This is a genomic window from Geodermatophilus sp. SYSU D00663 (assembly GCF_054050655.1).
This window is the reverse complement of sequence record NZ_JBJGZT010000009.1, coordinates 129,256-152,290: the sequence shown is the minus strand read 5'-3', so window position 1 is coordinate 152,290 and position 23,035 is coordinate 129,256. Positions and strand designations below refer to the sequence as shown.

Sequence of the window (23,035 nt, the reverse complement as noted above, 5' to 3'; positions counted from 1 at the left end):
GCTCAGTCCCCCGTGCCGCCGGCGGCGGCCTCGGCCGGGGTGCCGGCGAAGGGCACGGCGGAACGCAGCTCGGGGACTCCCCCGGCGGGAACGGACAGCTCGTCCTCCTGGGCGAACTCGAAACGCAGGCCGTAGGTCTCCGAGATGACCGCCAGGGCGTTGACCTCGGGACTGGCCAGGAACCGGGCCCGGAGCTCGTCCGGGTTCCCGATGGCGCTGACGCGGTAGGGGTTGGTGACCGGGCGGAAGTCCACGAGGACCGCCTCCCCGGCGAAGCGGATGGCGGTGGTCGGGCCCAGCCGCTGGCCGTTGATCGACACCGCCTCGGCGCCGGCGGACCACAGGGCGTTGACCACCAGCTGCAGGTCGCCGTCGCGGACGTCGCCGCTGCCGTCGTCGTCGGTGCCGCCGACCGGGTCGGCGTCGGCGTCGGGCTCGGCGTCGGCCAGGGTGACCAGCAGGCCGGGGCCGGTCACCGCGTCGAGGCCGGCGGCGAGCTCGGCGGCCTCGAGGGCGTCGATGGCCCGCCGGCCGACGGTGCTGGCGGCCAGCGCGTCGTCGCGGGCGTCGGCGACCCGGCCGCGCAGGTCCTCCAGCTCGGCGACGAGGTCGTCGGTGCTGGCGGACTGGGTGCCGATCTCCTCGACCAGCCGGGCGCGGACCTCGTCCTGCCCGGCGGCCCGCGCGGCGGCCTGGTGGTAGGTCACCGAGAACAGCAGCCCGGCCAGCGCCATCGTCACCGCGACCGCCAGCGCGCCCAGCCGGCGGCGGCGCGGCGGCGCGTCCCCCGGGCCGGCGGCGCGGGCCCCCGCAGCGCGGGCCTCGGCAGCACGGGCAGCACGGGCCTCGGCAGCGCGGGCGTAGGCGGGGTCGAGGGTCTCGGCGAGCACCTGGTCCAGCAGCGAGGCGCCCATGGAGCGCACCCCGCCGCGGGCCGGCGGGGCCGGCCGGGGAGTCGGTCGGGTCGCGGTCACGGCGCCGGGTGGGCCGGCGCGCCCGCCCCGGACCGGGCCGTCCCCCGCGACAGCGCCCGCTCGGCGCGGACGATCCCGGCCACCTGGACGACGTAGAGCACCCCGGCCAGCACGTAGAGCACGCCGCCCCAGATGGTGAACGCGTAGGCGAACGGCTGGACCCAGGCCAGCCAGGCGCCGGTGGCGTCGTCGGCCAGCAGCAGCAGCGGGAAGGCGTAGAGCAGGTTGAACGTGGCCGCCTTGCCCAGGTAGTGCACCTGCAGCGGCTCGTAGCCGTGGGAGCGCAGGACCAGCAGCATCAGCCCGAGCACCACCTCGCGGCCGACGAGCACGGCGACCACCCACAGCGGGACGACGTCGCGGAACACGAAGGCGACGAGCGTGGCGACGATGTAGAGCCGGTCGGCGGCCGGGTCGAGCAGCGCGCCGAGGCGGCTGGACTGGCCGAGCACCCGGGCGAGCTTGCCGTCGGCCCAGTCGGTGACGCCGGAGACCATGAGCACGACCACGGCCCAGCCGTCCTCGTGCGGGCCCAGCAGCAGCCAGAGGAACAGCGGCACGCCGAGCAGCCGCAGCACCGACAGGGCGTTGGGGACGGTCCACACCCGGTCGGGCAGCTCGTTGCGGTCGGGCACCCGGCCCACACCCGCGTCCGGCCCCACGACCGCGCCCGCCATCGACCCCGGTCCCGGGGACGCCGGGACGGCCGACGACCCCTGCGACGACGTCACTGCTCCTCCACCCCGCTGCACACCGTGCCCGAGGCTAGTCGACGGACCCCGCTCGTCCCCGCCACGCGCAGGCTCGTGGCGGGGACGTCCGGCCGGGGGCCGGCGGCTACGCCGGGACGGCGACCAGCGAGGCGGGAGCCGGTTCGTGGCCCAGCGGGCGCCGGCTGAAGGAGCCGGTGCCGTGGCTGACCGAGCGCAGCGCGCCGGCGTAGCCGAGCAGCTCCACCTCGGGCACCTCGGCGCGGACGGTGGTGCGGTCCCGGTCGGGGTCGGCGTCGCTGCCGGTGACCCGGGCCCGGCGGGAGGACAGGTCGCTCATCACCGCGCCGACGTGCTCGCCGGGCACGACCACCTCGACCTCGCACCACGGCTCGAGCACCTTGGTGCCCGCGGCGGCCGTGAGCTCGCGGACCGCCAGCGCCCCGGCGGACTGGAAGGCCGCGTCGGAGGAGTCGACCGAGTGCGCCTTGCCGTCGACGAGGACGAAGGCGACGTCGACCAGCGGCCGGTCGTCGTGGACGCCCTTGGCGCACTGCGCGCGGATGCCCTTCTCGACGCTGCCGTGGTACTGGCTGGGCACCGCCCCGCCGACCACCCGCTGCTCGAAGGTGATGCCCGACCCCGGCGGCCCGGGCTCGGCCTCCACCACGACGACGGCGTACTGGCCGTGGCCGCCGGACTGCTTGACCAGCCGCCCGGTGGCCTTCGCCGGCGCGGCGAGGGTCTCGACCATCGGCACCCGCACCGGGACGGTGGTCACCGCGACGCCGTGCCGGGTGCGCAGCCGCTCCAGCAGCACCTCGCCGTGGGCCTCCCCCACGCACCACAGCAGCAGCTGCCCGGTGTCGCGGGAGCGCTCGACGCGCACCGTCGGGTCCTCGGCGGCCAGCCGGGCCAGCGCGGGCCCGAGCCGGTCCTCGTCGGCGCGGGAGGCGGCCTCGACCGCGACCGGGTGCTGCGGAACCGGCAGGTCCCAGGGCGGCACCAGCCGCGGGTCGCCGGGCGCGGACAGGGTGTCGCCGGTCTCGGCGGTGCTCAGCCGGGCGACGGCGCAGACGTCGCCGGCCGGGCAGGCGGCGACCGGGCGCAGCGCCGACCCGAGCGGGGAGGACACCGCGCCGATGCGCTCGTCGGCGTCGTGGTCGGGGTGGCCGCGGTCGGCGCCGCCGTGCCCGGAGACGTGCACCGGGGTGTCCGGGGTGAGGGTGCCGGAGAAGACCCGCAGCAGGGAGACCCGGCCGAGGTAGGGGTCGGTCGTCGTCTTGACCACCTCGGCGACCAGCGGGCCGTCGGGGTCGCAGGCCAGCGCCGGGGCCTTCGAGCCGTCGGGGCGGGTGACCGGCGGGCAGCCGTGCTCCGCGGGGCTCGGGAAGCCGCGCACGATCAGGTAGAGCAGGGCGTCGAGGCCGATGCCCTGCAGCGGGGCGGCGCAGAGCACCGGGTGGAAGTGGCCGCGGGCGACCGCGGTGCCGAGGTCGGCCATCAGGTCGCCCTGGACCAGCTCGTCACCGGCGAGGTAGCGCTCCATGAGCGCCTCGTCCTCGCTCTCGCCGATGATCCCCTCGATCAGCTCGCTGCGGAGCCGCTCGGCGTCGGGGGCCTGCGCGCCGGGTTCGAGCAGGTTGACCACGCCGCGCACGGTCCCGTCGGGCGCCCGGTCGACGAGGTGGACCGGGTACACCCCCTCCCCGAGCGCCGCCCGGCACAGCCGCACGGTCTCCTCGACGTCGGCCCGGGCGCGGTCGAGCTGGGTGACGACGACGGCGCGCGGCATGCCGACCGCGGCGCACTCCTCCCACAGCTGCACGGTGGTCGCGTCGACGCCGCCGACGGCGGAGACGACGAACAGCGCGGCATCCGCGGCGCGCAGCCCGGCGCGCAGCTCGCCGACGAAGTCGGGGCTGCCGGGGGTGTCGAGCAGGGTGATCCGGGTGCCGTCGTGCTCGACGGTGGCCACGCCGAGGGTCACCGAGCGCTGCTGGCGGACCTCGACGTCGTCGCTGTCGAGGCAGGTGGTGCCGTCCTCGACCCGGCCGGCGCGCACTAGGGCGCCGGTGGCCACGAGCAGCGCCTCGGCGAGGGTCGTCTTGCCGGCGCCGGCGTGGCCGACGAGGGCCACGTTGCGCACCCGGGCCGCCTCGCGCGGCTCCGGCGCCGGGACGACGTCCCTACCCACGGCGGCCGCCGGGCCGGTCGTTGTCCTGGAGGGGGATGCGCACGGGGACCTCCCGGGCTCACGGGATGTGGTGTGCACCACACCCTGCCCCCGGACGCGCGGGCCGGGCAAGCCCCTGCCGGGCCTCAGTCGGCGGCGGTCCCGGTCGCGGTCCCGGCGGCCGCACCGACGGTGACCTGGACAGTGCACCCGGCCCACCCGGCGGGGGTGACGTCGGCGACGGCGGCGGTCACGTCGTCGCGGGTGCCCGCCGCCAGCGCGGCCATGACCAGCCGGGAGGCGGCGGCCGCGGGGCGCCGCTCGGCGGCGAGGACGCGCTGCAGGGTGGCGGCCGGGACGACGCCGGACAGCCCGTCGGAGCACAGCAGCAGCCGGTCGCCGGGCTCGGCGCGGACGGCGATCAGGTCGGCCCGGCCGGGGTCGGCCGAGCCGCCGAGGGCGCGCAGCAGCACCGAGCGCATCGGCGAGGCGGCGGCCTCCTCGGGGGTCATGTCGCCGGAGTCGACCAGCGCCTGCACCAGCGAGTGGTCGGTGGTGAGGCGGGTGAGGACGCCGGCGCGCATCAGGTGGGCGCGGCTGTCGCCGACGTGCGCGACCACCAGCCGGCCGTCGCGGGTGAGCACGGCCGCGGTGCAGGTGGTGGCCATGCCGGTCAGCGCGGGGTCGGCCGCGGCGGCCGCGCGCACGGCGGCGTCGGCGGCGGCGAGCGCGTCGGCCAGGCCGGCGTCCTGGTCGGCCTCGGTGCCGTCGGCGCGGGCGGCGGCCGCGCGGGCGACCACCTCCTCGACGACCAGGCGGGCCGCGGTGGCCCCGCCCCGCCCGCCGCCCACGCCGTCGGCGACCACGAGCAGCGCGGGACCGGCGGACCCGGCGTCCTGGTCGGCGCCGCGGGGGCCGGCCAGGGAGACCGCGGCGGGGTCGAGGACCAGCCGGTCCTGCCCGGCCCCGTCCGGCGGCGGGACCCGGCGCCCGCCCGGCGCCTCGGCCGCGGGGAACCACGGCAGCGGCGTCGAGGGGGCGGTCACGGGCGACAGCATGGACTGCCGTGCCCGGTTTCCGGAGGGGAACGGCGCGCGCCGCCCCCGGTGCCGGCCGGCCCCGACCCCGTCCCGCGGTGCCCGGCCCCACCCCGCAGCGCGAGGCCGGGCACCGCGAGGCGGGGCCGGGCCGGGAGACTGGGGCGGTGACGAGCGCGACGGGCGGGCACGCGGCCGGGCGGGACCAGGAGAGCAGCCGGGCGCACGCGGTGCCGCGGGAGGCCGCCGACGGGCCGCCGCCGTGGGTGGCCGCGTGCGGGACGCCGGTCGCCGTCGTCCAGGGGGCGTGGGACGGCCGGCGCGGGCTCGGCTCCGACGACGTCTGCCCGGAGTGCCGCCGGCTGGTCCCCGCCTGAGGCGTCCTGGCTCACCGCCGCGCGTCCCGGCTCACGGTCGGCGCCGAGCCAGGACGCAGCACGATCAGGCCGGCTGGTCATGCGCGGACGCCGCCGGCTCCCTCGAGCGCGTCGTCGTCCTCGAACTCGGTGACGGTGGCGCCGGGCAGCCGCACGGTGAACACCGTCCGCCCGGGCCGGCCGGCCACGCCGACGGTGCCGCCGTGCCCGGCCACCACGGCCGCGACGATCGCCAGCCCGAGGCCGGTGCTGCCGGAGGCCCGCGAGCGCGCGGAGTCGCCGCGGGCGAACCGCTCGAAGACCCCGGCCCGCAGGTCGGCGGGCACGCCCGGGCCGTCGTCGGCGACCTCGAGCACCGCGGTGCCGTCCTCGGCGCGCAGCCGGGTGGTCGCCGTCGTCCCGGCCGGGGTGTGCGTGCGGACGTTGGCCAGCAGGTTGGCCAGCACCTGGTGCAGCCGGGCGGCGTCGCCGGGGACGAGCACGGCCGCGCCGGGCAGGTCCACCCGCCAGCGGTGCCCGGGGCCGGCGGCGTGCGCGTCGCTGACGGCGTCCACGACCAGCCCGGTGAGGTCCACGGTGCCGACGGTGAGCTCGCGGCCGGCGTCGAGGCGGGCGAGCAGCAGCAGGTCGTCGACCAGGCCGGACATGCGCACCGCCTCGGCCTCCACCCGGCGCAGCGAGGCGTCGGCGTCCTCGGGCAGCCCGCCGCGGCGGCGCACCAGCTCGGTGTAGCCGCGGATGGAGGTGACCGGGGTGCGCAGCTCGTGGCCGGCGTCGGCGACGAACCGGCGCAGCCGGGTCTCCGACGCCTGCCGCGCGGCGATGCCCGACTCCACCGAGTCCAGCAGCCGGTTGAGCGCCGCGCCCACCCGGCCGACCTCGGTGCGCGGGTCGGTGTCGGCGGCCGGCACCCGGTCGGGCAGCCGCACCTCGCCGCTGGACAGCGGCAGCGCGGCGACCCGCCCGGCGGTGGCGGCGACCCGGTGCAGGGGGCGCAGCGTGCGGCCCACCACCAGCGCCCCGGCGACGCCGGCGGCGAGCAGACCCAGCAGCCCGGCGACCACCTCGACGGCGACCAGCCGGACCAGCGCGGCCTCGGCCGAGGCCAGCGGCAGGCCGGTGACCAGCACCTCGCCGTCGCCGGCGGGCGAGGCGACCACCCGGTAGTCCCCCAGCGGGCCGAGGCCGACGGTGCGCGCGGCCCCGTCGGCCGGGACGCCGGCCAGCGCGGCGGCCTCCGCGGCGGTCAGCGCCTCGCCGTCGCCCTCCCTGCCGATGACGGCGGCCTCGGTCACCGCGCCGTCGACGACGCGCGCGCCGAGCGTGCCGTCGCCCTGGCCGGGGACGAGCAGGAAGTCCGGCCCGCCCCCCGGATCGCCGTACCCGGGCGCGCCCGGGCCGCCGTCCGCGTGCGCCGAGCGGGTCACGGCGGCGGCCAGCCGGTCGTCGACCTGACCGAGCAGCTCACCGCGGACCGCGGCGGTCGCCGCCACCCCCACCACGACGAGCACGAGGGCCAGCGGGACGAGGAAGACCCACAGCAGCCGCGCCCGCAGCGAGCGGGGCCGGGCTCGCCCGGGGAGGGCACGCGTCGTCACGGCGACCACGGTCCGCGCCGCGGCTGCGCGTTGCCTGGACGCCGGGCGGGAGTCGGCTGTGCCCGGCGCGCCACGCCGTGCCGCCCGCCGTCCCGCCTGTCACAGTCGGGGGCGATGACGACGGGGACCACGGGCCTGACCCCTCCCGCGGCGCCGGCGGGCCTGACCGCCGCCGAGGCCCGCGCCCGGCACCGGCGCGGTGAGGGCAACGTCGCGGTCAGCGCGTCCTCGCGCAGCTACGCGGTCATCCTGCGCACCAACGTCTTCTCCTTCTTCAACGTCATCCTGTTCACCATCGGCGCGGCGCTGCTGGCGCTGGGCCGGTACAGCGACGCGTTCACCAGCGTCGGCCTCGGGCTGGTCAACGCCGCGATCAGCGCGGTGCAGGAGATCCGCGCCAAGCGCAAGCTCGACCGGCTGCAGCTGCTCGCGCGGGGCACGGTGACGGTGGTCCGCGACGGCGCCGACACCGAGGTGCCGCCGGAGGAGGTCGTGCTCGGCGACGTGCTGCGGCTGCGCCCGGGCGGGCAGGTCGTCGTCGACGGGCCGGTGCTCGCCGGGCGGCTGGAGGTGGACGAGTCGCTGCTGACCGGCGAGTCCGAGGCGCTGCCGAAGGAGCCCGGGGACGACCTGCTGTCGGGCTCGTTCGTCGTCGGCGGCGAGGGCGCGCAGCTGGCCCGCGAGGTCGGCGCGGCGTCCTACGCCGGCCGGCTGACCGCCGAGGCGCGCCGGGTCTCCACCGACCGGACGCCGCTGCAGCGGCGGATCGACTTCGTCGTCCGGCTGGTCATGCTCCTGGTGCTGCTGATGAGCGTGACGATCCTGGCGCAGGCCGCGCTGGAGGGCTTCACCCTGGTGCGGACCGTGCAGACCACCGCGGTGCTGTCCGGGCTGGTGCCCTACGGGCTGTTCTTCCTCGTCGCGGTCGCCTACACCGTCGGCGCGGCCAGGAGCGCCGGCCGCGGCGCGCTGGTGCAGCAGGTGAACGCCGTGGAGTCGGTGAGCAACGTCGACGTCGTCTGCACCGACAAGACCGGCACGCTCACCACCGGCCGGCTGTCGCTGGCCGGGGTGCGGCCGGTCGGGCCGCTGCCGGCCGGCGAGGTGGAGCGGCTGCTGGGGTCGATGGCCCGCAGCACCGCCGCGGGCAACCTGACGACGGCGGCACTGGCTCAGGCGCTGCCCGGCGACCCGGTGCCCGTCGCCGAGGAGGTGCCGTTCTCCTCCGCGCTGCGGTGGAGCGCGCTGCGCACCGCCGACGGCGTGCTGGTGCTCGGCGCCCCGGACACGCTGGCGCCGCGGCTGACCGGCGAGCCGCTGGGCGTCCCCGTGCGGGAGCTGACCGGGCGCGGGCTGCGGGTGCTGGTGCTCGCCCGCGCCGACCGGGACGCACCGCTGCGCGACGGCGCCGGCCGGTTGCGGCTGCCCGCCCTGGAGCCGCTGGCCGTCGTCGCGCTGGCCGACGAGCTGCGCCCCGGCGTCGTCGACACCCTCGCCCGGCTCACCGCGGACGGCATCACGGTCAAGGTGGTCTCCGGCGACGACCCGGCCACGGTGGCGGCGCTGGCGCGGCAGGCCGGCCTGGAGCCCGGCGAGCCGGTGGCCGGCCCGGCACTGGAGGGCCTGTCGGAGGCGCAGCTCGACGAGGTCGTCGCGCGGACGACGGTGTTCGGGCGGATCGCCCCGGAGCAGAAGGAGCGGCTGGTCGACGCGCTGCGCCGGGCCGGGCACCACGTGGCGATGGTCGGCGACGGCGTCAACGACGCCCGCGCGCTGAAGCGGGCGCACGTCGGCGTGGCGATGGCCGGCGGCAGCGCGGTCACCCGCGACGTCGCCGACATCGTGCTGACCGGCGACTCGCTGGCCGCGCTGCTGCCGGCGGCGCACGAGGGCCGCCGGATCATCACCGGGATCAGCACGTCGATGCAGGTGTTCCTGGCCCGCGTCGGCACCCAGGGGCTGGTCATCCTCGCCGTCACCATGCTCGGGCTCGGCTTCCCCTACTCCCCGGCCAACGTGGGGCTGACCCTGCTCACCGTCGGCGTCCCGACGCTGTTCCTCACCGCGTGGGCCCGCCCGACCCCGCCCGACCCGCACCTGCTCACCACGCTGTGGCGGTTCGTCGTGCCGGCGGTGCTGGTGACCGCGGCCGGCGGGGTCGCCGTCTACGCCCGGCACTACACCGACCTGCTGCAGGGGTTCACCGACGACGCCGTCCCCTCGTTCGTCGTCGACGCCTTCGAGGACTACACCGGGGTGTCCTCCGACGACGTCGGCTTCGCCGAGGCCGCCGCGACCATCGGCGCGCAGACGGCGCTGTCGACGTTCGTCTCCTACGCGGCGTTCCTGCTGATCCTGTTCCTCAAGCCGCCCACCCGGTGGTTCGCCGCCTGGACCCGTCCCGACGGCGACCGCCGCCCCGCGTGGCTGGTCCTCGCGCTGGTGGTCGTGTTCTCCGCCGGGCTGTTCTGGCCGGCGTTCACCACCTACTTCGGGCTCACCGAGGCCGCCGACCCGGTCTTCGAGACCGTGGTGCCGGCGCTGCTGCTCTGGTTCGCGGCGCTGACCGCGGCCTACCGGTTCCGGCTGCTCGAGCGGGCGCTGGGCCTGACCGGGGTGGTCAGCCCGCTGCAGCCGCCGGGGTCACGGGACCCAGGAGCCCGGCGAGGGTGAGCGCGGCGGCCCGCGGCCGGTCGACGACGAGGACCTCGCCGGGCGCCGGGTCCGCGGCGCGGTAGCGGTCCCAGCGGCCGGCGTGCCGGCGCATCCGGCCCTCGGGGATGCGGCGGCCGCGGGTGCGCTGGCCCTCGGCGGCGTCGTCGGCGGAGACGTCGAGGAGCACCAGCCGGACCGCGCGCCCGGCCCGGCGGGCCGCCCGCAGCACCACCGGGCGCCACCAGCGGCTGGTCCACGGGTCGGTGAGGACGACGACCGGCGCCGGACCGGCGAGCACGCGGAGGACGCGCAGCCGGTGCGCGGTGTGCACCAGCGGGCGCACCAGGCGGTAGGGCACCCGGGAGCCGGTGCGCCACCGGGCGGCGACGTCCTCGGAGTCCACCGCGGCGACGCCCGGGACGCCGTCGCCGAGCACGCGCCGCACCAGCGTGGTCTTGCCGCTGCCGGGCAGGCCGCCGACGACGACGAGCGTGCGGGCCGGCGCCGGGGGGCGGCCGTCGGGCCGCGCCGACGGCAGCGTGGTGGTCACGGGTCTCCTCCTCGGGGCGCCGCCGTCGCGGGGTGTGCACTCCGGCAGAGCGGCGGACGGTACCGGCGCGGCGTGCCGCGGAGCGGCCCGCGTGCGCGGGGACCGGGGTGCGCGGGGACCGGGGTGCAGTGCGGCGCCGCCCTCCCCAACGGAGGACGGCGCCGCGAGGTGCCGGGACGGTCAGTCGCCCTCGTCGTCGGGGCCGCCGCGGCCGCCCCACCAGGGTCCGTCCCCGTCGGCGGACTGCACGAACTCGGTGACCCTCGCCTCCAGGTCGGCCAGCCGCTCGTCGGCCTCCTCCTGGGTGAGGTGGCCCTCCTCGACGGCGGTGGCGATGCGCTCCTCCGCCGCCGCGACGAGCGCGGCGACGAGGTCCTCGACGGCGACGCCGCGGTCCTCGGCGACCGAGGCGAGGGTGGCGCCGTCGGCCTCCAGGGCGGTGCGCAGCTCCTCCTCGGACAGGCCCAGGGTCTCGGCGACGACCGGGAAGCCGCCGCCCCAGCCACCGCCCCAGCCACCGTGCCAGCCACCCCGGCCACCGTGCCAGACCCCGGCGTCGCCAAGGGTGGCGGCGACCTCGTCGGCCTGTTCCTGGGTGATCGACCCGTCGTCGACCAGGCCGGACAGGGCGTCGCGGATGCGCTCCTCGGCCGAGGTGACCAAGTCCGTGGTGGTCGTGTCGTCGTCGGCCATGGCCGGGACGGCGAAGGCCAGGCCGCCCACGGCCAGGGCACCGGCCGCGGTGGCGAGCAGGATCTTCTTCCGCACGGGCACACTCCTCGCTCGGGTGACCGGTCGATCCGGCCCTGGTCCCGAGGATCGGGCACGAAGCTGTGACCCGGCTGTCAACCGCCCGTGCCGCGACTGTGGACCGCTGCGTCCGGGTCCGCCGCCGGGCCCGACGGGCCGGTCGAGGCGGGGTCCGGACCCGTCTGACCTGCACCGCGTCGCCGGCCGGTCCGGCAGGGGAAACACGGACGTTCCCCGCACGACCCCGATCGGGTCCACCCTGTGCCCGTGCGCGCCGTCCGCCCCTCACCCGGACGCCCGCGCCGGGGCCCGCTGGAGCGGCTGGTCCTCGGCGCGCTCACGATCGTGCTCGCGTCGGTGCTGGTGGTGACCACGGCGGGACTGCTGGCGGTGGTCCTCTGGGCCCCGGAGGGCGCCTCGCGTCCGGAGGTACCGGACGCGCAGCGGGCCACGGTCGCGCCGGACCCGGGGACGCCGGCCGAGATCCGCGGCATGGGCGTCGTCGGGGAGGCCGCCGCCCCCGTCCCGCCGCCGGTCGCCGTCGACGACACCGCGGTGCTGGCCGCCGTCGACGCGGCCGCGGGCGCGGCGGACGGCACGGTCGCGGTGGCGGTGCTCGACGCGTTCGGCCGGCCGCTGGTCACCGGTCCCGCCGCCGGGGACGCCCTCCTGTCGGCGTCGGTGGTCAAGCTGCACGTCGTCGGCCGGCTGCTGGCCCTCGACGCGGCCGGCGCGCTCGACCTCGGCGAGGACGACCTCGCGCTGATGGAGCGGGCGATCGTGACCTCCGACGACGGCGCGATGAGCACCCTGTGGGACCGCTACGACGGCGCCGCGCTGGTCACCGCCACCGCCGCCGACGCCGGCCTGACCGCCACCGCCCCGCCGCGGGTCGCCGGCCAGTGGGGCGAGGCCAGGCTCAGCGCAGCCGACGTCGCCGCCCTGCTCGCCGGGCTGGCCGACACGCTCGGCGAGGGGCCGGCCGCGACCCTGCTCGGCTGGATGCGGGAGACCGCGCCGACCGCGGCCGACGGGTTCTCCCAGACCTTCGGCCTGCTGGCCGGCGGCCCCGGGATCGCGGCCAAGCAGGGCTGGATGTGCTGCGTCGACGGCCGGCGGCAGCTGCACTCTGCCGGGGTGCTGCCCTCGGGCACCGCCGTCGTCCTGCTCGGCGACTTCCCCGCCGCGACGTCGTGGGGACGGGCCCGCGCCGCCCTCGACTCCGCCGCCGCGGCGGTGCTGGCCGCGTTGGGCTGAGGTCCCCAGGGAGCTCACAGGCCGGCCCCAGCCCCTGCGGAGGGTGCGGGGGCAGCGTGCCGTCATGGACCGCGACACCGCGCCCTGGCTGTTCGACCCCGCAGCGACCCGCGCCCTCGTGCTCGCCCGGCGCTCCCCCGGCGGCGGGCCGGTCGGCGACGTCGTCTCCGACGTGGTCTGGGGCGAGGTGGTGCGCCTGCTGCGCTGGGCGGCCGCCGGCGGGTCCGGGCCCCCGGAGCTGCGGCCGGGCACCTGGTGGCGGCTGGCCGCCGAGAGCGCGGCCCTCCTGCGCCGGCTGCCGGCGCTGAGCGCGGAGATCGACCAGCCCTGGTCGGTGGTCCCGCCCGCGCCCGCCGAGCCCGGCGTCGACCCGGCCGGGCGGATCGGCCAGGTCGCCCGCCGGCTCACCGACCGGCTCCGCTCCGGGGAGCCCGTCCCCCTGCGCGTGCTCGCCGCCGAGGTCGACGCACTCGGCGAGGCGGCCGTCCAGGCGATCGCGGCGCACTCCTTCGGCTCCTAGACGACCGTCGCATCACGATATATCGTTACTGTCATCCGATACGTCAGGAGGCGGTCACGGTGCACGACTCACGATCCGAGGGATGGCGGCCCGGCGGCCGCGGGCACGGGCGCGGCCAGCGGCCGCGCGGGTTCGGCCCGGGCGGGCCCGGCGGCGGGGGCTCCGGGCCCTCCGGCTTCGGCTTCGGCGGCCCGGGTGGCCCCGGCTTCGGCGGCCCGAGCGGCCCCGGTGGCCCCGGTTTCGGCCCCGGCCCCGGCTTCGGTCCCGGCTTCGGCGGCCCGGGAGGACCCGGTGGCCCCGGCTTCGGCCCGGGTTCCGACCCGGCGGCCGGGTGGCGGCGCCGCGGCGGCCGCGGGCGGGCCCCGCGCGGCGACGTCCGCGCCGCCGTCCTGCTGCTGCTGGCCGAGCAGCCCATGCACGGCTACCAGCTCATGCAGGCGGTCGCCGAGCGCAGCGGCGGGCGGTGGACGCCCAGCCCCGGTGCGATCTACCCGACCCTCAGCCAACTCGAGGACGAGGGCCTGGTCACGGTGACCGCCGACGCCGGCCGCAAGCTCGCCACCCTCACCGACGCCGGCCGCAGCGCCGTCGAGGAGCTGCGCGGCACCGGGAACGACCCGTTCGGCGGCGGCACCGCGGGCGCCCCCACCGCGGACCTGCGCGGCCTGCTCGACCAGCTGCACGGCGCGGTCCGCCAGGTGGCGCGCACCGGCACCGAGGCCCAGCTCACCGCCGCGGCCGGCGTCCTCGCCGAGGCCCGCCGCGCGCTGTACCTGCTGCTCGCCGAGGGGCCCGACGGCACGCCGCACGCCGGCACGCCGGAGACCCCGCACGCCTGACCTCCCCACCTCCGGTGCTCCCGTCGCGGCGTCCCGCGGCGGGAGCACCGGCGCGCCGGGGGTCGCCTCGTCCTGCCCCGGGACGTCGGGACGTGCACGAGGCGTGGCCGGGGCCCGTCTCGCCGTGCGCTTCTGTGCCGGTCCCGCCCGATCGTGACGGAAGTTGGGGATAACGGTCATGGGGACGGCGCGGGCGCCCGCCGGCTCCACGAGTGGCGGCACGCCTGCCGCGCGCCTGCCGCGCGCCTGCCGCGGCCGGTCCGGCCGTGCTCGAGCCCGGACGCGACCGGGCAGGCGCGCGGGGCCACCCGCGGCCGCCGGAGGGGTGGGCGGCGCCGGGCGGGCACGCCGGACGGGCGTCCGCTGCCGACCTGCGGGGAGGCCGTCCCGCGAGGGGACGGCCCCCGCTCCTACGCCTCGGCCGGCTCGGGGACGACGGCGCAGGTGCCCGCCGGGTAGAAGACGCCGGTGTGCCCGTCGGCGTCCCACTGGACGACGTACGGCGGCGCCCCGCCCTGTCCGCGGACCTCGAGCACCCGTCCGGTGCGGTCCGGCTCCCCCTGGTGGGTCGAGCGGACGACGATCCTGTCCCCCACGCGCGCTTCCACGGCGACCTCCCGGCGGTGGCTGGCCCTGTTCACAGCTCGTCCTGGCGGACCCAGCCTCCCGCTGCCGCCGGGACGGGACAAGGCCCTCAGGCCGTCCCGTCGAGCACCTCGCGCAGCCGGGCCGCGAACGCCGCGGGCTCCCCGGTCTGGCCGTACTCGCCGCCGAGGAAGCCGGCGTGCCCGCCGGGGAAGACGACCGGGGCGGTCCCCAGCGCCTCGGCGACGCCCACGCCGCCGCGGTGCGCGAGCTCTCCCTCGGACCCGGCGCCGACGGCGACCACGACCCGGGTGGGCGCGGCCCGCAGCGCCGCGACGTCGTGCTCGTGATGGGTGCACGAGACGAGGTTCTGCCCGAGCAGGACGTCGTCGCGCGAGCCGTCGTCCTCGGTGGGCAGGCCGAACAGGGCGGGGTCGGGGGCGGGGCCGGCGAGGTCGGGCGTCACCGGGCCGCGGTGGGCGACCAGCCGGACGAAGGCCGCCATGCCGGCGCCGAAGCCGGACCGCCGGTAGGCCTCCCCCACGGCGTGGGTGGCGGCCGAGGCCTCCGCGGCGTCGGGCACGTACCGCACCGACGGCGGCTCGTGCGCGACCAGCGTGCGCACCCGCCCGGGGTGGCGGGCGACGAGGGTCAGCGCGTTGACCGCGCCGCCGCTGCTGGCGAAGACGTCGACCGGACCGCCGCCGACCGCGGCGACGACGCGGGACAGGTCGTCGGCGTGCTCCTCGGGCGTGCTCGTCGCGGCGCCGTCGGTGCGGCGGCTGCGCTCGGAGCCGCGCGGGTCGTAGGTGACCACCGTGCGGTCGGCGAAGTACCCGGCCAGCGTGCCGAAGCCGGCCGCGGCCATGGGCGAGCCGACCAGCAGCAGCACCGGCGCGCCGGCCGGGCCGGGGCGGACGTCGTAGGCGAGGACGGCGCCGGGCACCTCGAGGGTGCGGGTCTCGAGCGCGGGGGCGGTGCTGGTCATCTGGGGCCTCCCGGGAGCGGTGGTGTCGAGGGGTGGACCGTCGCGGCGGACGGAAGTCATCGGCGCGCCGCCCCCCGGCGATGCGTACGGGCGTCCGCATGGATGTGTACGCTCGTCCGCATGACCTCGCTGCCCGCCCCGGACGACGGCCGGACCATGCGCGAGCGGATGCTCGCCGGCGACCTCTACGTCGCCGACGACCCCGAGATCGGCGAGGAGAGCGCCACCGCCCTGGACCTGGTGGCCGCCTACAACGCCACCTCGGTCCGCCAGCGGCCGCTGCGCCGGGAGCTGCTCGGGCGGCTGTTCGGCTCGGTCGGCGAGGGCACCGAGATCCGCCCGCCGCTGTACGTCGACTACGGCAGCCGGATCCGCGTCGGCGCCCGCTGCTTCGCCAACGTCGGCCTGGTCGCCCTCGACGTCGCGGCGATCACCATCGGCGACGACGTGCAGATCGGGCCGAACGTCCAGCTGCTCACCCCCACCCACCCGGTGGAGCCCGGGCCCCGGCGGGACAAGTGGGAGGCCGCGCGGCCGATCACCATCGGCGACAACGTGTGGCTCGGCGGCGGGGTGATCGTGCTGCCCGGCGTCAGCATCGGCGCGGACACCGTCGTCGGCGCCGGGTCGGTCGTGACGCGGGACCTGCCGGCCGGCGTGGTCGCCGTCGGCAACCCGGCCCGGGTGGTCCGCGAGCTGGACCGGGGGTGAGCACCCCCGTCCGGCGGCCGCGGCGGCACGACCCCGGCCGCCGCGACCGGCTGGTGGCCACGGCGCTGGACGTCATCGCCGACGCCGGCGTCACCGGCGCCACGCACCGGGCCATCGCCCGCGCCGCCGACGTGCCCCTGGGGTCGATGACCTACCACTTCGCGAGCCTGGACGAGCTGCACGCCGCGGCGTTCACCCGGCACGTCGAGGAGGTGGCCGCCCGGTTCGACGCGCGCATGTGCGCCGCTCCCGACCGGGCCGCCGCCCTGGACGCGCTGGTCGAGCACCTCACCGGCGACCTGCTCGGCTCCGGCCGGGACCTCGTGCTCGCCGTCGAGCTCTACGTCGCCGCCGCCCGCCGGCCGGCGCTGCGCGCGGTCACCCAGGACTGGATGCAGCGCAGCCGGGCGAGCCTGGAGCGCCACTTCGACCCGGTGACCGCCCGCGAGCTCGACGCCCTGGTCGAGGGGCTGGTGCTGCACAGCGCCCTGTCCACCGACCCGATGGACCGCGCCCAGATCCGTGCCGCCATCCTCCGCTTCGCCGCCTGACCCGCCCCCGACCCCTGACCACCCGCCCTGACCGCCCGCCCCTCCAGACAGGACACCCGTGTCGGACACCCTCCCGGTCACCGCCCCGCCCCGGCTGCGCGCCGCCCGCGCCGCCGTCGCCGCCTGCTTCTTCGTCAACGCGGTGCTCTTCGCCGACCTCGTGCCCCGGCTGCCCGAGGTCAAGGACCGGCTGGGCGTCTCCAACGCCGAGCTCGGCGCGGCGCTGGCCGCCCTGCCGCTCGGCGCGCTGGTGTCCGCGCTGGCCTCGGCCGCGCTCATGCGCCGGTTCGGCTCGGCGCGGGTGGCCTCCTGGGGCCTGGTGGCGCTGGCCGCCGCCGTCTGGGGGGCCGCCGTCGCGCCCTCGTGGTGGCTGTTCGCCGGGGCGCTGTTCGTCGCCGGCGCGCTGGACGCGGTCGTCGACGTCGCCCAGAACGCGCACGGCCTGCGGGTGCAGCGGGCCTACGACCGGTCGATCCTCAACTCCTTCCACGGCCTCTGGAGCATCGGCGCGGTGGCGGGCGGGCTGCTGGGCTCCGCCGCGGCGGGCCTGCGCGTCCCGCTCGGGGTGCACCTGGGCGTGGTCGCGGCCGTCTTCGCCGTCGTCGCGCTGGTGGCGCACCGGTCGATGCTGCCCGGTCCCGACCAGGAGGAGGTGCCCGGCGACGCCGTGCCCGCGGGCGGGCGGGGGACGCTGCGGGCGGTCGCGCTGCCGCTGGCCGCGCTCGGCGTGCTCGCCGCGTGCGGGGCGTTCGTCGAGGACGCCGGCTCCTCGTGGAGCGCGCTGTGGCTGCGCACCGAGGTGGGGACGGGCGCGGCGGCCGCGGGGCTGGGGTTCGTCGCGCTGTCGCTGGCGATGACAGTCGGCCGGCTGACCGGTGACCGCGTCGTCGACCGGTTCGGGCAGCGCCGGGTGGCCCGTGTCGGCGGCGCGATGGTGGCCGCCGGCATGGGGCTGGCGCTGGCGGTGCCGTCGCTGGCCACGACGCTGGCCGGGTTCGCCCTGGCCGGGCTGGGCGTCGCGACGCTGGTCCCCGCCGTCTACGCCGCGGCCGACGACCTCCCGGGGCTGCGGCACGGCGTGGGGCTCACGCTGGTCAACTGGCTGCTGCGGATCGGCTTCCTGGTGTCCCCGCCGCTGGTGGGCGCGCTCGCCGACGCGACCAGCCTGCGGGTCGGGCTCCTGACCGCCGTCGTCGCCGGGGTGGCCACGGTGCTGTGCGGCCGGGTGCTGAAGGCGTCGGTGAGCCGCACGACCTGAGGGCGCGGCATCCGGTGGTGCACCACCGGGGTCCCGGCGGCCGGGCCAGGGAGCGGAGCTCGGAACCTGGCCCGGTGCCCCGGCGAGGAGTCCCCCTCTACTCGGCCGGGGCGGAGCACGTGCACCCAGGGTGCACGCCCGGTGCACGGTCCGCATCCCGGGCTGTCGGTACCGGGGGTCAGGATCGGCCGGTGACCGCCTTCTTCCTCCCCCGCGCCACCGACGACGACCAGGCCGAGCGGCTCTACGAGGCCCTCGCCGAGTTCGCCGGCTGCGAGCCCGCGCCGCCGGGCGCGCGGGTGCGCTCGGTCGCCTTCGACCAGGACGGCGCCCGGTGGGTGGCCGAGGTGGGCCGCGAGCTGCGCGGGCGGCGGACGACGCGGCTGCTGCGCCGCGGCGAGCTGCTCGAGCACACCGAGGAGCTCACCGACCCCGCCCGCGTGCTCGCCGTCTACCCGGGGACGCCGTACCACGTGGTCACCGACGCCCAGCCGATCACCGGCACCGCCTCGGGGTGGGCCAACCCGTTCCCGGTCACGCCCGGCGAGGTGGTCCTGTTCGACCCCCGCTGAGCCGGGCGGCCACCGGGGTGCCGCGCTCACGACAAGATGTCGCTATGTCCTGACAAAGCCTTGACGCCGGAAGGTGTCGCGGCGCACAGTCGGGTCCCACGGGGCACGACGCACAGGACGGAGCGGACCGTGGACGACACCCCCGACGCAGTCGCCCCCGACGTCGTGGTGATGGGGCGCAGCGGCGTCGACGTCTACCCCCTGCAGATCGGCGTGGGGCTCGAGGACGTCGAGTCCTTCGGCAAGTACCTCGGCGGCAGCGCGGCCAACGTCGCCGTCGCCGCCGCCCGCCTCGGGCACTCCCCCGCGCTGGTCAGCGGTGTCGGCGACGACCCGTTCGGCCGCTTCGTGCGCCGGGCGCTGCGCGAGCTCGGGGTCGACGACCGGTTCGTCGTCGTCGACCCCCACCACGCCACGCCGGTCACCTTCTGCGAGGTCTTCCCGCCCGACCACTTCCCGATCTACTTCTACCGCCGCCCGACCGCGCCGGACCTGCAGATCCGGCCGGAGGACCTCGACCTCGACGCGGTCCGCGGCGCGCGGCTGCTGTGGGCGACGGTCACCGGCCTGTCCGAGGAGCCGAGCCGCTCGGCCCACCACGCCGCCTGGGCGGCCCGCGGGCGCCGCCGGCACACCGTCCTCGACCTCGACTACCGGGCGGTGTTCTGGCCCTCCCGGGAGGCGGCCGCCGAGCAGGTCAGCGCCGCGCTCCCCTCGGTCACCGTGGCGGTCGGCAACCGCGAGGAGTGCGAGGTCGCCGTCGGTGAGACCGACCCGGACCGGGCCGCCGACGCGCTGCTGGACGCCGGCGTCGAGCTGGCGGTCGTCAAGCAGGGCCCGGAGGGGGTCCTCGGCGCGACCCGCGACGAGCGGGTCGTCGTCCCGCCGACCCCGGTCGAGGTCGTCAACGGCCTCGGCGCCGGGGACGCCTTCGGCGGCTCGCTGATCCACGGGCTGCTCACCGGCCTGCCGCTGGAGCAGCTGCTGCGCGAGGCCAACGCCGCCGGCGCGATCGTCGCCTCCCGGCTGGAGTGCTCGACCGCGATGCCCACCGCGGCGGAGGTGGCTGCCCACGTCGCCGCCGCCCGCCCGGCCGTCCCCACCCCCCGCCTGGAGGGCACCCGTGTCTGACACCGCCGTGCACCTGCCCGCCGTCGGGACCGCGCCGGTGTGCGCCACCTACGCCGAGGTCACCGAGCTGCGCAGCCGCTCCCCGCAGGCGGTCGCGCAGGCCCTGGCCACCCGCCGCCGGCGACCGGCCTTCCTCCCCGACGACGGCCGGCTGATGCTGATCGCCGCCGACCACCCCGCCCGCGGCGCGCTGTCGGCGCAGGGCCGGCCCACCGCGATGCACAGCCGCACGGAGATGCTCGACCGGCTGCGCGCCGCGCTCGCCCGACCCGGGGTCGACGGGCTGCTGGCCACCGCCGACGTCGCCGAGGACCTGCTGCTGCTCGGCGCGCTGGAGGACAAGGTGGTCGTCGCCTCGATGAACCGCGGCGGCCTGGCCGGCTCGGTGTTCGAGATCGACGACCGGATGACCGGCTACGACGTGCAGGGCGTGGTCGACGCCCGGTTCGACGCGGCCAAGATGCTCAACCGCGTCGACCTCGACGACCCCGCCACGGTCGTCTCGCTGGAGACCGCCGGCCGCGCGGTCACCGCGCTGGCCCGCGCCGGGCTGGTCGCGATCCTGGAGCCGTTCCTGTCCCGGCGGGTCGACGGGCGGGTGGTCAACGACCTGTCCCCCGACGCGGTGATCAAGAGCGTGCACGTCGTGCAGGGCCTGGGCGCCACCTCCGCCTACACCTGGCTGAAGCTGCCGGTGGTCGCGGAGATGGAGCGGGTGGCGGACGCGACCACGCTGCCCACGCTGCTGCTCGGCGGGGACCCCTCGCGCCGGCCGGAGGAGACCTACGCGCAGTGGCGCGACGCGCTCGCGCTGCCGCCGGTGCGCGGCCTGGTGGTCGGCCGCACGCTGCTCTACCCGCCCGACGACGACGTGGAGGCCGCGGTGGACACCGCCGTCGCCCTCGTCCACGGAGGGAGCCGGCCGTGACCGCCACCGCCCCGCGCACCACCGCCCCGCGGACCACCGCCCCCGGCTCCCGCTCCCTGCACCTGCCCGCCGGGTCCGCCGCCGCCGGCCCGTACGCGCTGGAGGTCACGCCCGAGTCGGCCGGCTGGGGCCACACCGGGCTCCGCGTCCTCGAGCTGCCCGCCGGCGGCCGGCACGTCCTGGACACCGGGCCCGACGAGGTCGTCGTCGTCCCGCTGGAGGGCGGGGTCACCGTCGCCTGCGACGGGGAGGTGCTCCCCCTGGCCGGCCGCAGCTGCGTCTTCGCCGGGCCGACGGACTTCGCCTACCTCCCGCTGGGGGCCACCGCCGAGCTGACCAGCCGCAACGGCGGCCGGTTCGCCCTGTGCGGCGCCCGCGCGCGGCGCCGGTACCCCGTCCGCTACGGCCCGGCCGCCGCGGTGCCGGTCGAGCTGCGCGGCGCCGGCCGGAGCAGCCGGCAGGTGCACAACTTCGCCACCGCCGACGTCCTCGAGGCCGACTCGGTCATCGCCTGCGAGGTGCTCACCCCCGGCGGCAACTGGTCGAGCTGGCCGCCGCACAAGCACGACGAGACCTCCGCGGTGGAGACCGAGCTCGAGGAGGTCTACTACTTCGAGGTCGCCACCGGCCCGCAGGGCCAGCCCGGCCTGGCCTACCACCGCGTGTACGGCACCCCCGAGCGGCCGGTCGACGTGCTCGCCGAGGTCCGCGACCGCGACGTCGTCCTGGTGCCGCACGGCTGGCACGGACCCTCGATCGCCGCGCCCGGCCACGACCTCTACTACCTCAACGTCATGGCCGGCCCCGGCCCCGAGCGGGCGTGGCGGATCGTCGACGACCCCGCGCACGCCTGGGTCCGCGGCACGTGGGCCGACGAGGACGTCGACCCCCGGCTGCCGCTGCCCACCCACCGCCCCGACCCGGAGGGAGCGTCCCCCTCGTGAGCCAGACCCCGCCGCAGGCCCGTCCCGGGACCGCCCGGATGACCGTCGCCCAGGCCGTGGTGCGCTTCCTCGCCCAGCAGTCCACCGAGCGCGACGGGCACCGGCAGCGGCTGTTCGCCGGCTGCCTGGGCATCTTCGGCCACGGCAACGTCGCCGGCCTCGGCCAGGCGCTGCTGCAGGCCGAGCTGGAGTCCCCGCGGGCGCTGCCCTACGTGCTCGGCCGCAACGAGCAGGCGATGGTGCACACCGCCGTCGGCTACGCGCGCGCGAAGGACCGGCTGCAGACCTGGGCGGTGACCACCAGCATCGGGCCCGGGGCGACCAACCTGGTCACCGGCGCGGCGCTGGCCACGGTCAACCGGCTGCCGGTGCTGCTGCTGCCCGCCGACACCTTCGCCACCCGCGCCGCCGGCGCGCTGCTGCAGGAGCTCGAGCGCCCCGACAGCGGCGACGTCTCGGTCAACGACGCCCTCCGCCCCGTGTCGCGGTGGTTCGACCGGGTGGAGCGGCCCGAGCAGCTGCCCGCCGCGCTGCTCGGTGCGATGCGGGTGCTCACCGACCCCGCCGAGACCGGCGCGGCCACCGTCTGCCTCCCGCAGGACGTGCAGGCCGAGGCGTTCGACTGGCCGGTGGAGCTGTTCGCCCCGCGCACCTGGCACGTCGGGCGCCCGCAGCCCGAGCCGGCCGCCCTGCAGCGCGCCGTCGAGGTGGTCCGGACGGCCCGCCGGCCGCTGCTCGTCGCCGGGGGCGGCGTCGTCTACTCCTCCGCCACCGCGGCGCTGGACGCGTTCGCCACGGCCACCGGCATCCCGGTCGCGCAGACCCAGGCCGGCAAGGGCGCGCTGCCCTTCGACCACCCCCGGTCGGTCGGCGCGATCGGCTCCACCGGCACCACGGCGGCCAACGCGCTGGCCCGCGAGGCCGACGTCGTCATCGGGGTCGGCACCCGCTGGCAGGACTTCACCACCGCCTCGCGCACCGCCTTCGCCGACCCGGGCGTGCGGTTCGTCAACGTCAACGTCGCGGCGGTGGACGCCGCCAAGCACGCCGGCGTGACGGTGCAGGCCGACGCCCGCGAGGCGCTCACCGCGCTGACCGGGGCGCTGGCCGGCTGGTCGGTCGACGACGCGTACCGCGCCCGCACCGCCGAGCTCGCCGCCGCGTGGGAGGCCACGGTCGAGGCCGCCTACCACCCGGCCGCACCCGGCAGCGGGGGCCGGCTCACCCAGAACGAGGTCATCGGGCTGGTCAACGAGGTGTCCGCGCCGCGCGACGTGGTGGTGTGCGCGGCCGGGTCGATGCCCGGGGACCTGCACAAGATGTGGCGGGTCCGGGACCCCAAGGGCTACCACGTCGAGTACGGCTACTCGTGCATGGGCTACGAGATCCCCGGCGGCATCGGCGTCCGCATGGCCAGCCCGGACCGTGATGTGTTCGTCATGATCGGCGACGGCTCCTACCTGATGATGCCGACTGAGCTGGTCACCGCCGTCCAGGAGGGCGTGAAGGTGGTCGTCGTCCTGGTGCAGAACCACGGCTTCGCCTCGATCGGCGCGCTCTCGGAGTCCCTCGGGTCGCAGCGGTTCGGCACCCGCTACCGGTACCGGTCGGGCTCCGGCCGGCTCGACGGGGACGTGCTGCCGGTCGACCTGGCCGCCAACGCCGCCAGCCTCGGCGTCGACGTCCTCTCCGCCCAGGACGGACCGAGCCTGGAGGCCGCCCTCCGCAAGGCCAAGGCGAGCGACCGGACGACGGTCGTGCACGTCGAGACCGACCCGCTCGTCGACGCGCCCTCCAGCGAGTCGTGGTGGGACGTGCCGGTCAGCGAGGTCTCCACGCTCGAGAGCACCCGGCGCGCCCGCGCCGTCTACGCCGAGGAGAAGGCGCGCCAGCGCCCGTACCTCACTCCTGCCCAGCCCTGATC

Annotated in this window: 22 protein-coding genes; 13 read left to right on the top strand and 9 right to left on the bottom strand. The window is 77.9% G+C overall.

Going from position 1 to position 23,035, the window contains the following annotated elements; translation table 11 throughout:
• Positions 1 to 2: 2 nt before the first annotated feature.
• From ACI79Z_RS09440 to ACI79Z_RS09425, 4 genes are all read right to left on the bottom strand, one after another.
• Positions 3 to 914: a DUF881 domain-containing protein gene (locus ACI79Z_RS09440; protein WP_456902456.1), complete on the bottom strand. Its 912-nt coding sequence runs from the start codon at positions 912 to 914 to the stop codon at positions 3 to 5.
• A gap of 56 nt (positions 915 to 970) precedes the next feature.
• Positions 971 to 1,705, bottom strand: a complete 735-nt coding sequence (locus ACI79Z_RS09435) for a CDP-alcohol phosphatidyltransferase family protein (RefSeq protein WP_387988170.1) — start codon at positions 1,703 to 1,705, stop codon at positions 971 to 973.
• 106 nt (positions 1,706 to 1,811) lie between these two features.
• Positions 1,812 to 3,881 (bottom strand): elongation factor G-like protein EF-G2, encoded by a 2,070-nt coding sequence (locus ACI79Z_RS09430; protein ID WP_456902455.1) that lies wholly within the window; start codon positions 3,879 to 3,881, stop codon positions 1,812 to 1,814.
• Positions 3,882 to 4,006: 125 nt separating this feature from the next.
• A complete protein-coding gene (locus ACI79Z_RS09425) occupies positions 4,007 to 4,906 on the bottom strand; it encodes a PP2C family protein-serine/threonine phosphatase (protein WP_456902454.1) in 900 nt (299 codons plus the stop codon).
• A gap of 158 nt (positions 4,907 to 5,064) precedes the next feature.
• On the opposite strand from ACI79Z_RS09425, the gene ACI79Z_RS09420 reads away from it, so the two are divergent.
• Positions 5,065 to 5,274 carry a hypothetical protein gene (locus ACI79Z_RS09420; RefSeq protein ID WP_387988167.1) on the top strand — a complete coding sequence of 70 codons (210 nt, stop codon included), beginning with the start codon at positions 5,065 to 5,067 and terminating at the stop codon, positions 5,272 to 5,274.
• A 77-nt stretch (positions 5,275 to 5,351) separates the two neighbouring features.
• Here the strand turns inward: ACI79Z_RS09420 and ACI79Z_RS09415 are convergent, their stop codons facing one another.
• Positions 5,352 to 6,872 carry a sensor histidine kinase gene (locus ACI79Z_RS09415; protein WP_456902453.1) on the bottom strand — a complete coding sequence of 507 codons (1,521 nt, stop codon included), beginning with the start codon at positions 6,870 to 6,872 and terminating at the stop codon, positions 5,352 to 5,354.
• 114 nt (positions 6,873 to 6,986) lie between these two features.
• On the opposite strand from ACI79Z_RS09415, the gene ACI79Z_RS09410 reads away from it, so the two are divergent.
• Positions 6,987 to 9,545 (top strand): HAD-IC family P-type ATPase, encoded by a 2,559-nt coding sequence (locus tag ACI79Z_RS09410; protein ID WP_456902452.1) that lies wholly within the window; start codon positions 6,987 to 6,989, stop codon positions 9,543 to 9,545.
• On the opposite strand, the gene ACI79Z_RS09405 is transcribed toward ACI79Z_RS09410, so the two are convergent.
• Positions 9,493 to 10,077 carry an AAA family ATPase gene (locus ACI79Z_RS09405; RefSeq protein ID WP_456902451.1) on the bottom strand — a complete coding sequence of 195 codons (585 nt, stop codon included), beginning with the start codon at positions 10,075 to 10,077 and terminating at the stop codon, positions 9,493 to 9,495. The two genes, ACI79Z_RS09410 and ACI79Z_RS09405, sit on opposite strands and share 53 nt — an antisense overlap.
• Before the next feature lie 180 nt (positions 10,078 to 10,257).
• Entirely contained in the window at positions 10,258 to 10,845 is a 588-nt protein-coding gene (locus tag ACI79Z_RS09400) for a hypothetical protein (protein ID WP_456902450.1), read from the bottom strand.
• Positions 10,846 to 11,094: 249 nt separating this feature from the next.
• On the opposite strand from ACI79Z_RS09400, the gene ACI79Z_RS09395 reads away from it, so the two are divergent.
• The 3 genes from ACI79Z_RS09395 to ACI79Z_RS09385 all read left to right on the top strand — a co-directional run bounded on the left by ACI79Z_RS09395 (position 11,095) and on the right by ACI79Z_RS09385 (position 13,443).
• Positions 11,095 to 12,084 carry a serine hydrolase gene (locus ACI79Z_RS09395; RefSeq protein ID WP_456902449.1) on the top strand — a complete coding sequence of 330 codons (990 nt, stop codon included), beginning with the start codon at positions 11,095 to 11,097 and terminating at the stop codon, positions 12,082 to 12,084.
• A 64-nt stretch (positions 12,085 to 12,148) separates the two neighbouring features.
• Positions 12,149 to 12,604, top strand: coding sequence for a hypothetical protein (locus tag ACI79Z_RS09390; protein ID WP_387988161.1), 456 nt, complete (start codon positions 12,149 to 12,151; stop codon positions 12,602 to 12,604).
• A gap of 59 nt (positions 12,605 to 12,663) precedes the next feature.
• Positions 12,664 to 13,443 (top strand): PadR family transcriptional regulator, encoded by a 780-nt coding sequence (locus ACI79Z_RS09385; protein WP_456902448.1) that lies wholly within the window; start codon positions 12,664 to 12,666, stop codon positions 13,441 to 13,443.
• A gap of 410 nt (positions 13,444 to 13,853) precedes the next feature.
• On the opposite strand, the gene ACI79Z_RS09380 is transcribed toward ACI79Z_RS09385, so the two are convergent.
• Together ACI79Z_RS09380 and ACI79Z_RS09375 are read right to left on the bottom strand one after the other, a co-directional pair.
• Positions 13,854 to 14,051, bottom strand: coding sequence for a DUF1918 domain-containing protein (locus ACI79Z_RS09380; protein ID WP_387988159.1), 198 nt, complete (start codon positions 14,049 to 14,051; stop codon positions 13,854 to 13,856).
• A gap of 86 nt (positions 14,052 to 14,137) precedes the next feature.
• A complete protein-coding gene (locus ACI79Z_RS09375; RefSeq protein WP_456902447.1) occupies positions 14,138 to 15,016 on the bottom strand; it encodes an alpha/beta fold hydrolase in 879 nt (292 codons plus the stop codon).
• A 120-nt stretch (positions 15,017 to 15,136) separates the two neighbouring features.
• On the opposite strand from ACI79Z_RS09375, the gene ACI79Z_RS09370 reads away from it, so the two are divergent.
• From ACI79Z_RS09370 to iolD, 8 genes are all read left to right on the top strand, one after another.
• On the top strand, positions 15,137 to 15,727 hold the full coding sequence (locus ACI79Z_RS09370) for a sugar O-acetyltransferase (protein WP_456902446.1): 591 nt from the start codon (positions 15,137 to 15,139) through the stop codon (positions 15,725 to 15,727).
• Positions 15,724 to 16,278 (top strand): TetR/AcrR family transcriptional regulator, encoded by a 555-nt coding sequence (locus ACI79Z_RS09365; protein WP_387988156.1) that lies wholly within the window; start codon positions 15,724 to 15,726, stop codon positions 16,276 to 16,278. The genes ACI79Z_RS09370 and ACI79Z_RS09365 overlap by 4 nt, the downstream gene beginning before the upstream one ends.
• Positions 16,279 to 16,336: 58 nt before the next feature.
• A complete protein-coding gene (locus ACI79Z_RS09360) occupies positions 16,337 to 17,536 on the top strand; it encodes an MFS transporter (RefSeq protein WP_456902445.1) in 1,200 nt (399 codons plus the stop codon).
• Positions 17,537 to 17,727: 191 nt separating this feature from the next.
• A complete protein-coding gene (locus ACI79Z_RS09355) occupies positions 17,728 to 18,108 on the top strand; it encodes a hypothetical protein (protein WP_387988154.1) in 381 nt (126 codons plus the stop codon).
• A 129-nt stretch (positions 18,109 to 18,237) separates the two neighbouring features.
• Positions 18,238 to 19,239 carry a 5-dehydro-2-deoxygluconokinase gene (iolC, locus tag ACI79Z_RS09350; protein WP_456902444.1) on the top strand — a complete coding sequence of 334 codons (1,002 nt, stop codon included), beginning with the start codon at positions 18,238 to 18,240 and terminating at the stop codon, positions 19,237 to 19,239.
• Positions 19,232 to 20,167 (top strand): class I fructose-bisphosphate aldolase, encoded by a 936-nt coding sequence (locus ACI79Z_RS09345; RefSeq protein WP_387988152.1) that lies wholly within the window; start codon positions 19,232 to 19,234, stop codon positions 20,165 to 20,167. The genes iolC and ACI79Z_RS09345 overlap by 8 nt, the downstream gene beginning before the upstream one ends.
• A complete protein-coding gene (iolB, locus tag ACI79Z_RS09340) occupies positions 20,164 to 21,111 on the top strand; it encodes a 5-deoxy-glucuronate isomerase (protein WP_456902443.1) in 948 nt (315 codons plus the stop codon). Before ACI79Z_RS09345 ends, iolB begins: the two co-directional genes overlap by 4 nt.
• Positions 21,108 to 23,033 carry a 3D-(3,5/4)-trihydroxycyclohexane-1,2-dione acylhydrolase (decyclizing) gene (gene iolD / locus ACI79Z_RS09335; RefSeq protein ID WP_387988150.1) on the top strand — a complete coding sequence of 642 codons (1,926 nt, stop codon included), beginning with the start codon at positions 21,108 to 21,110 and terminating at the stop codon, positions 23,031 to 23,033. The genes iolB and iolD overlap by 4 nt, the downstream gene beginning before the upstream one ends.
• The last annotated feature ends 2 nt before the right edge of the window (positions 23,034 to 23,035 follow it).

Excerpts from the sequence above, each read along its gene's own strand:
- ACI79Z_RS09440 (WP_456902456.1), bottom strand. The coding sequence starts at position 914 with ATGGGCGCCTCGCTGCTGGACCAGGTGCTCGCCGAGACCCTCGACCCC.
- ACI79Z_RS09410 (WP_456902452.1), top strand. The coding sequence starts at position 6,987 with ATGACGACGGGGACCACGGGCCTGACCCCTCCCGCGGCGCCGGCGGGC.
- ACI79Z_RS09390 (WP_387988161.1), top strand. The coding sequence starts at position 12,149 with ATGGACCGCGACACCGCGCCCTGGCTGTTCGACCCCGCAGCGACCCGC.
- ACI79Z_RS09375 (WP_456902447.1), bottom strand. The coding sequence starts at position 15,016 with ATGACCAGCACCGCCCCCGCGCTCGAGACCCGCACCCTCGAGGTGCCC.
- ACI79Z_RS09370 (WP_456902446.1), top strand. The coding sequence starts at position 15,137 with ATGACCTCGCTGCCCGCCCCGGACGACGGCCGGACCATGCGCGAGCGG.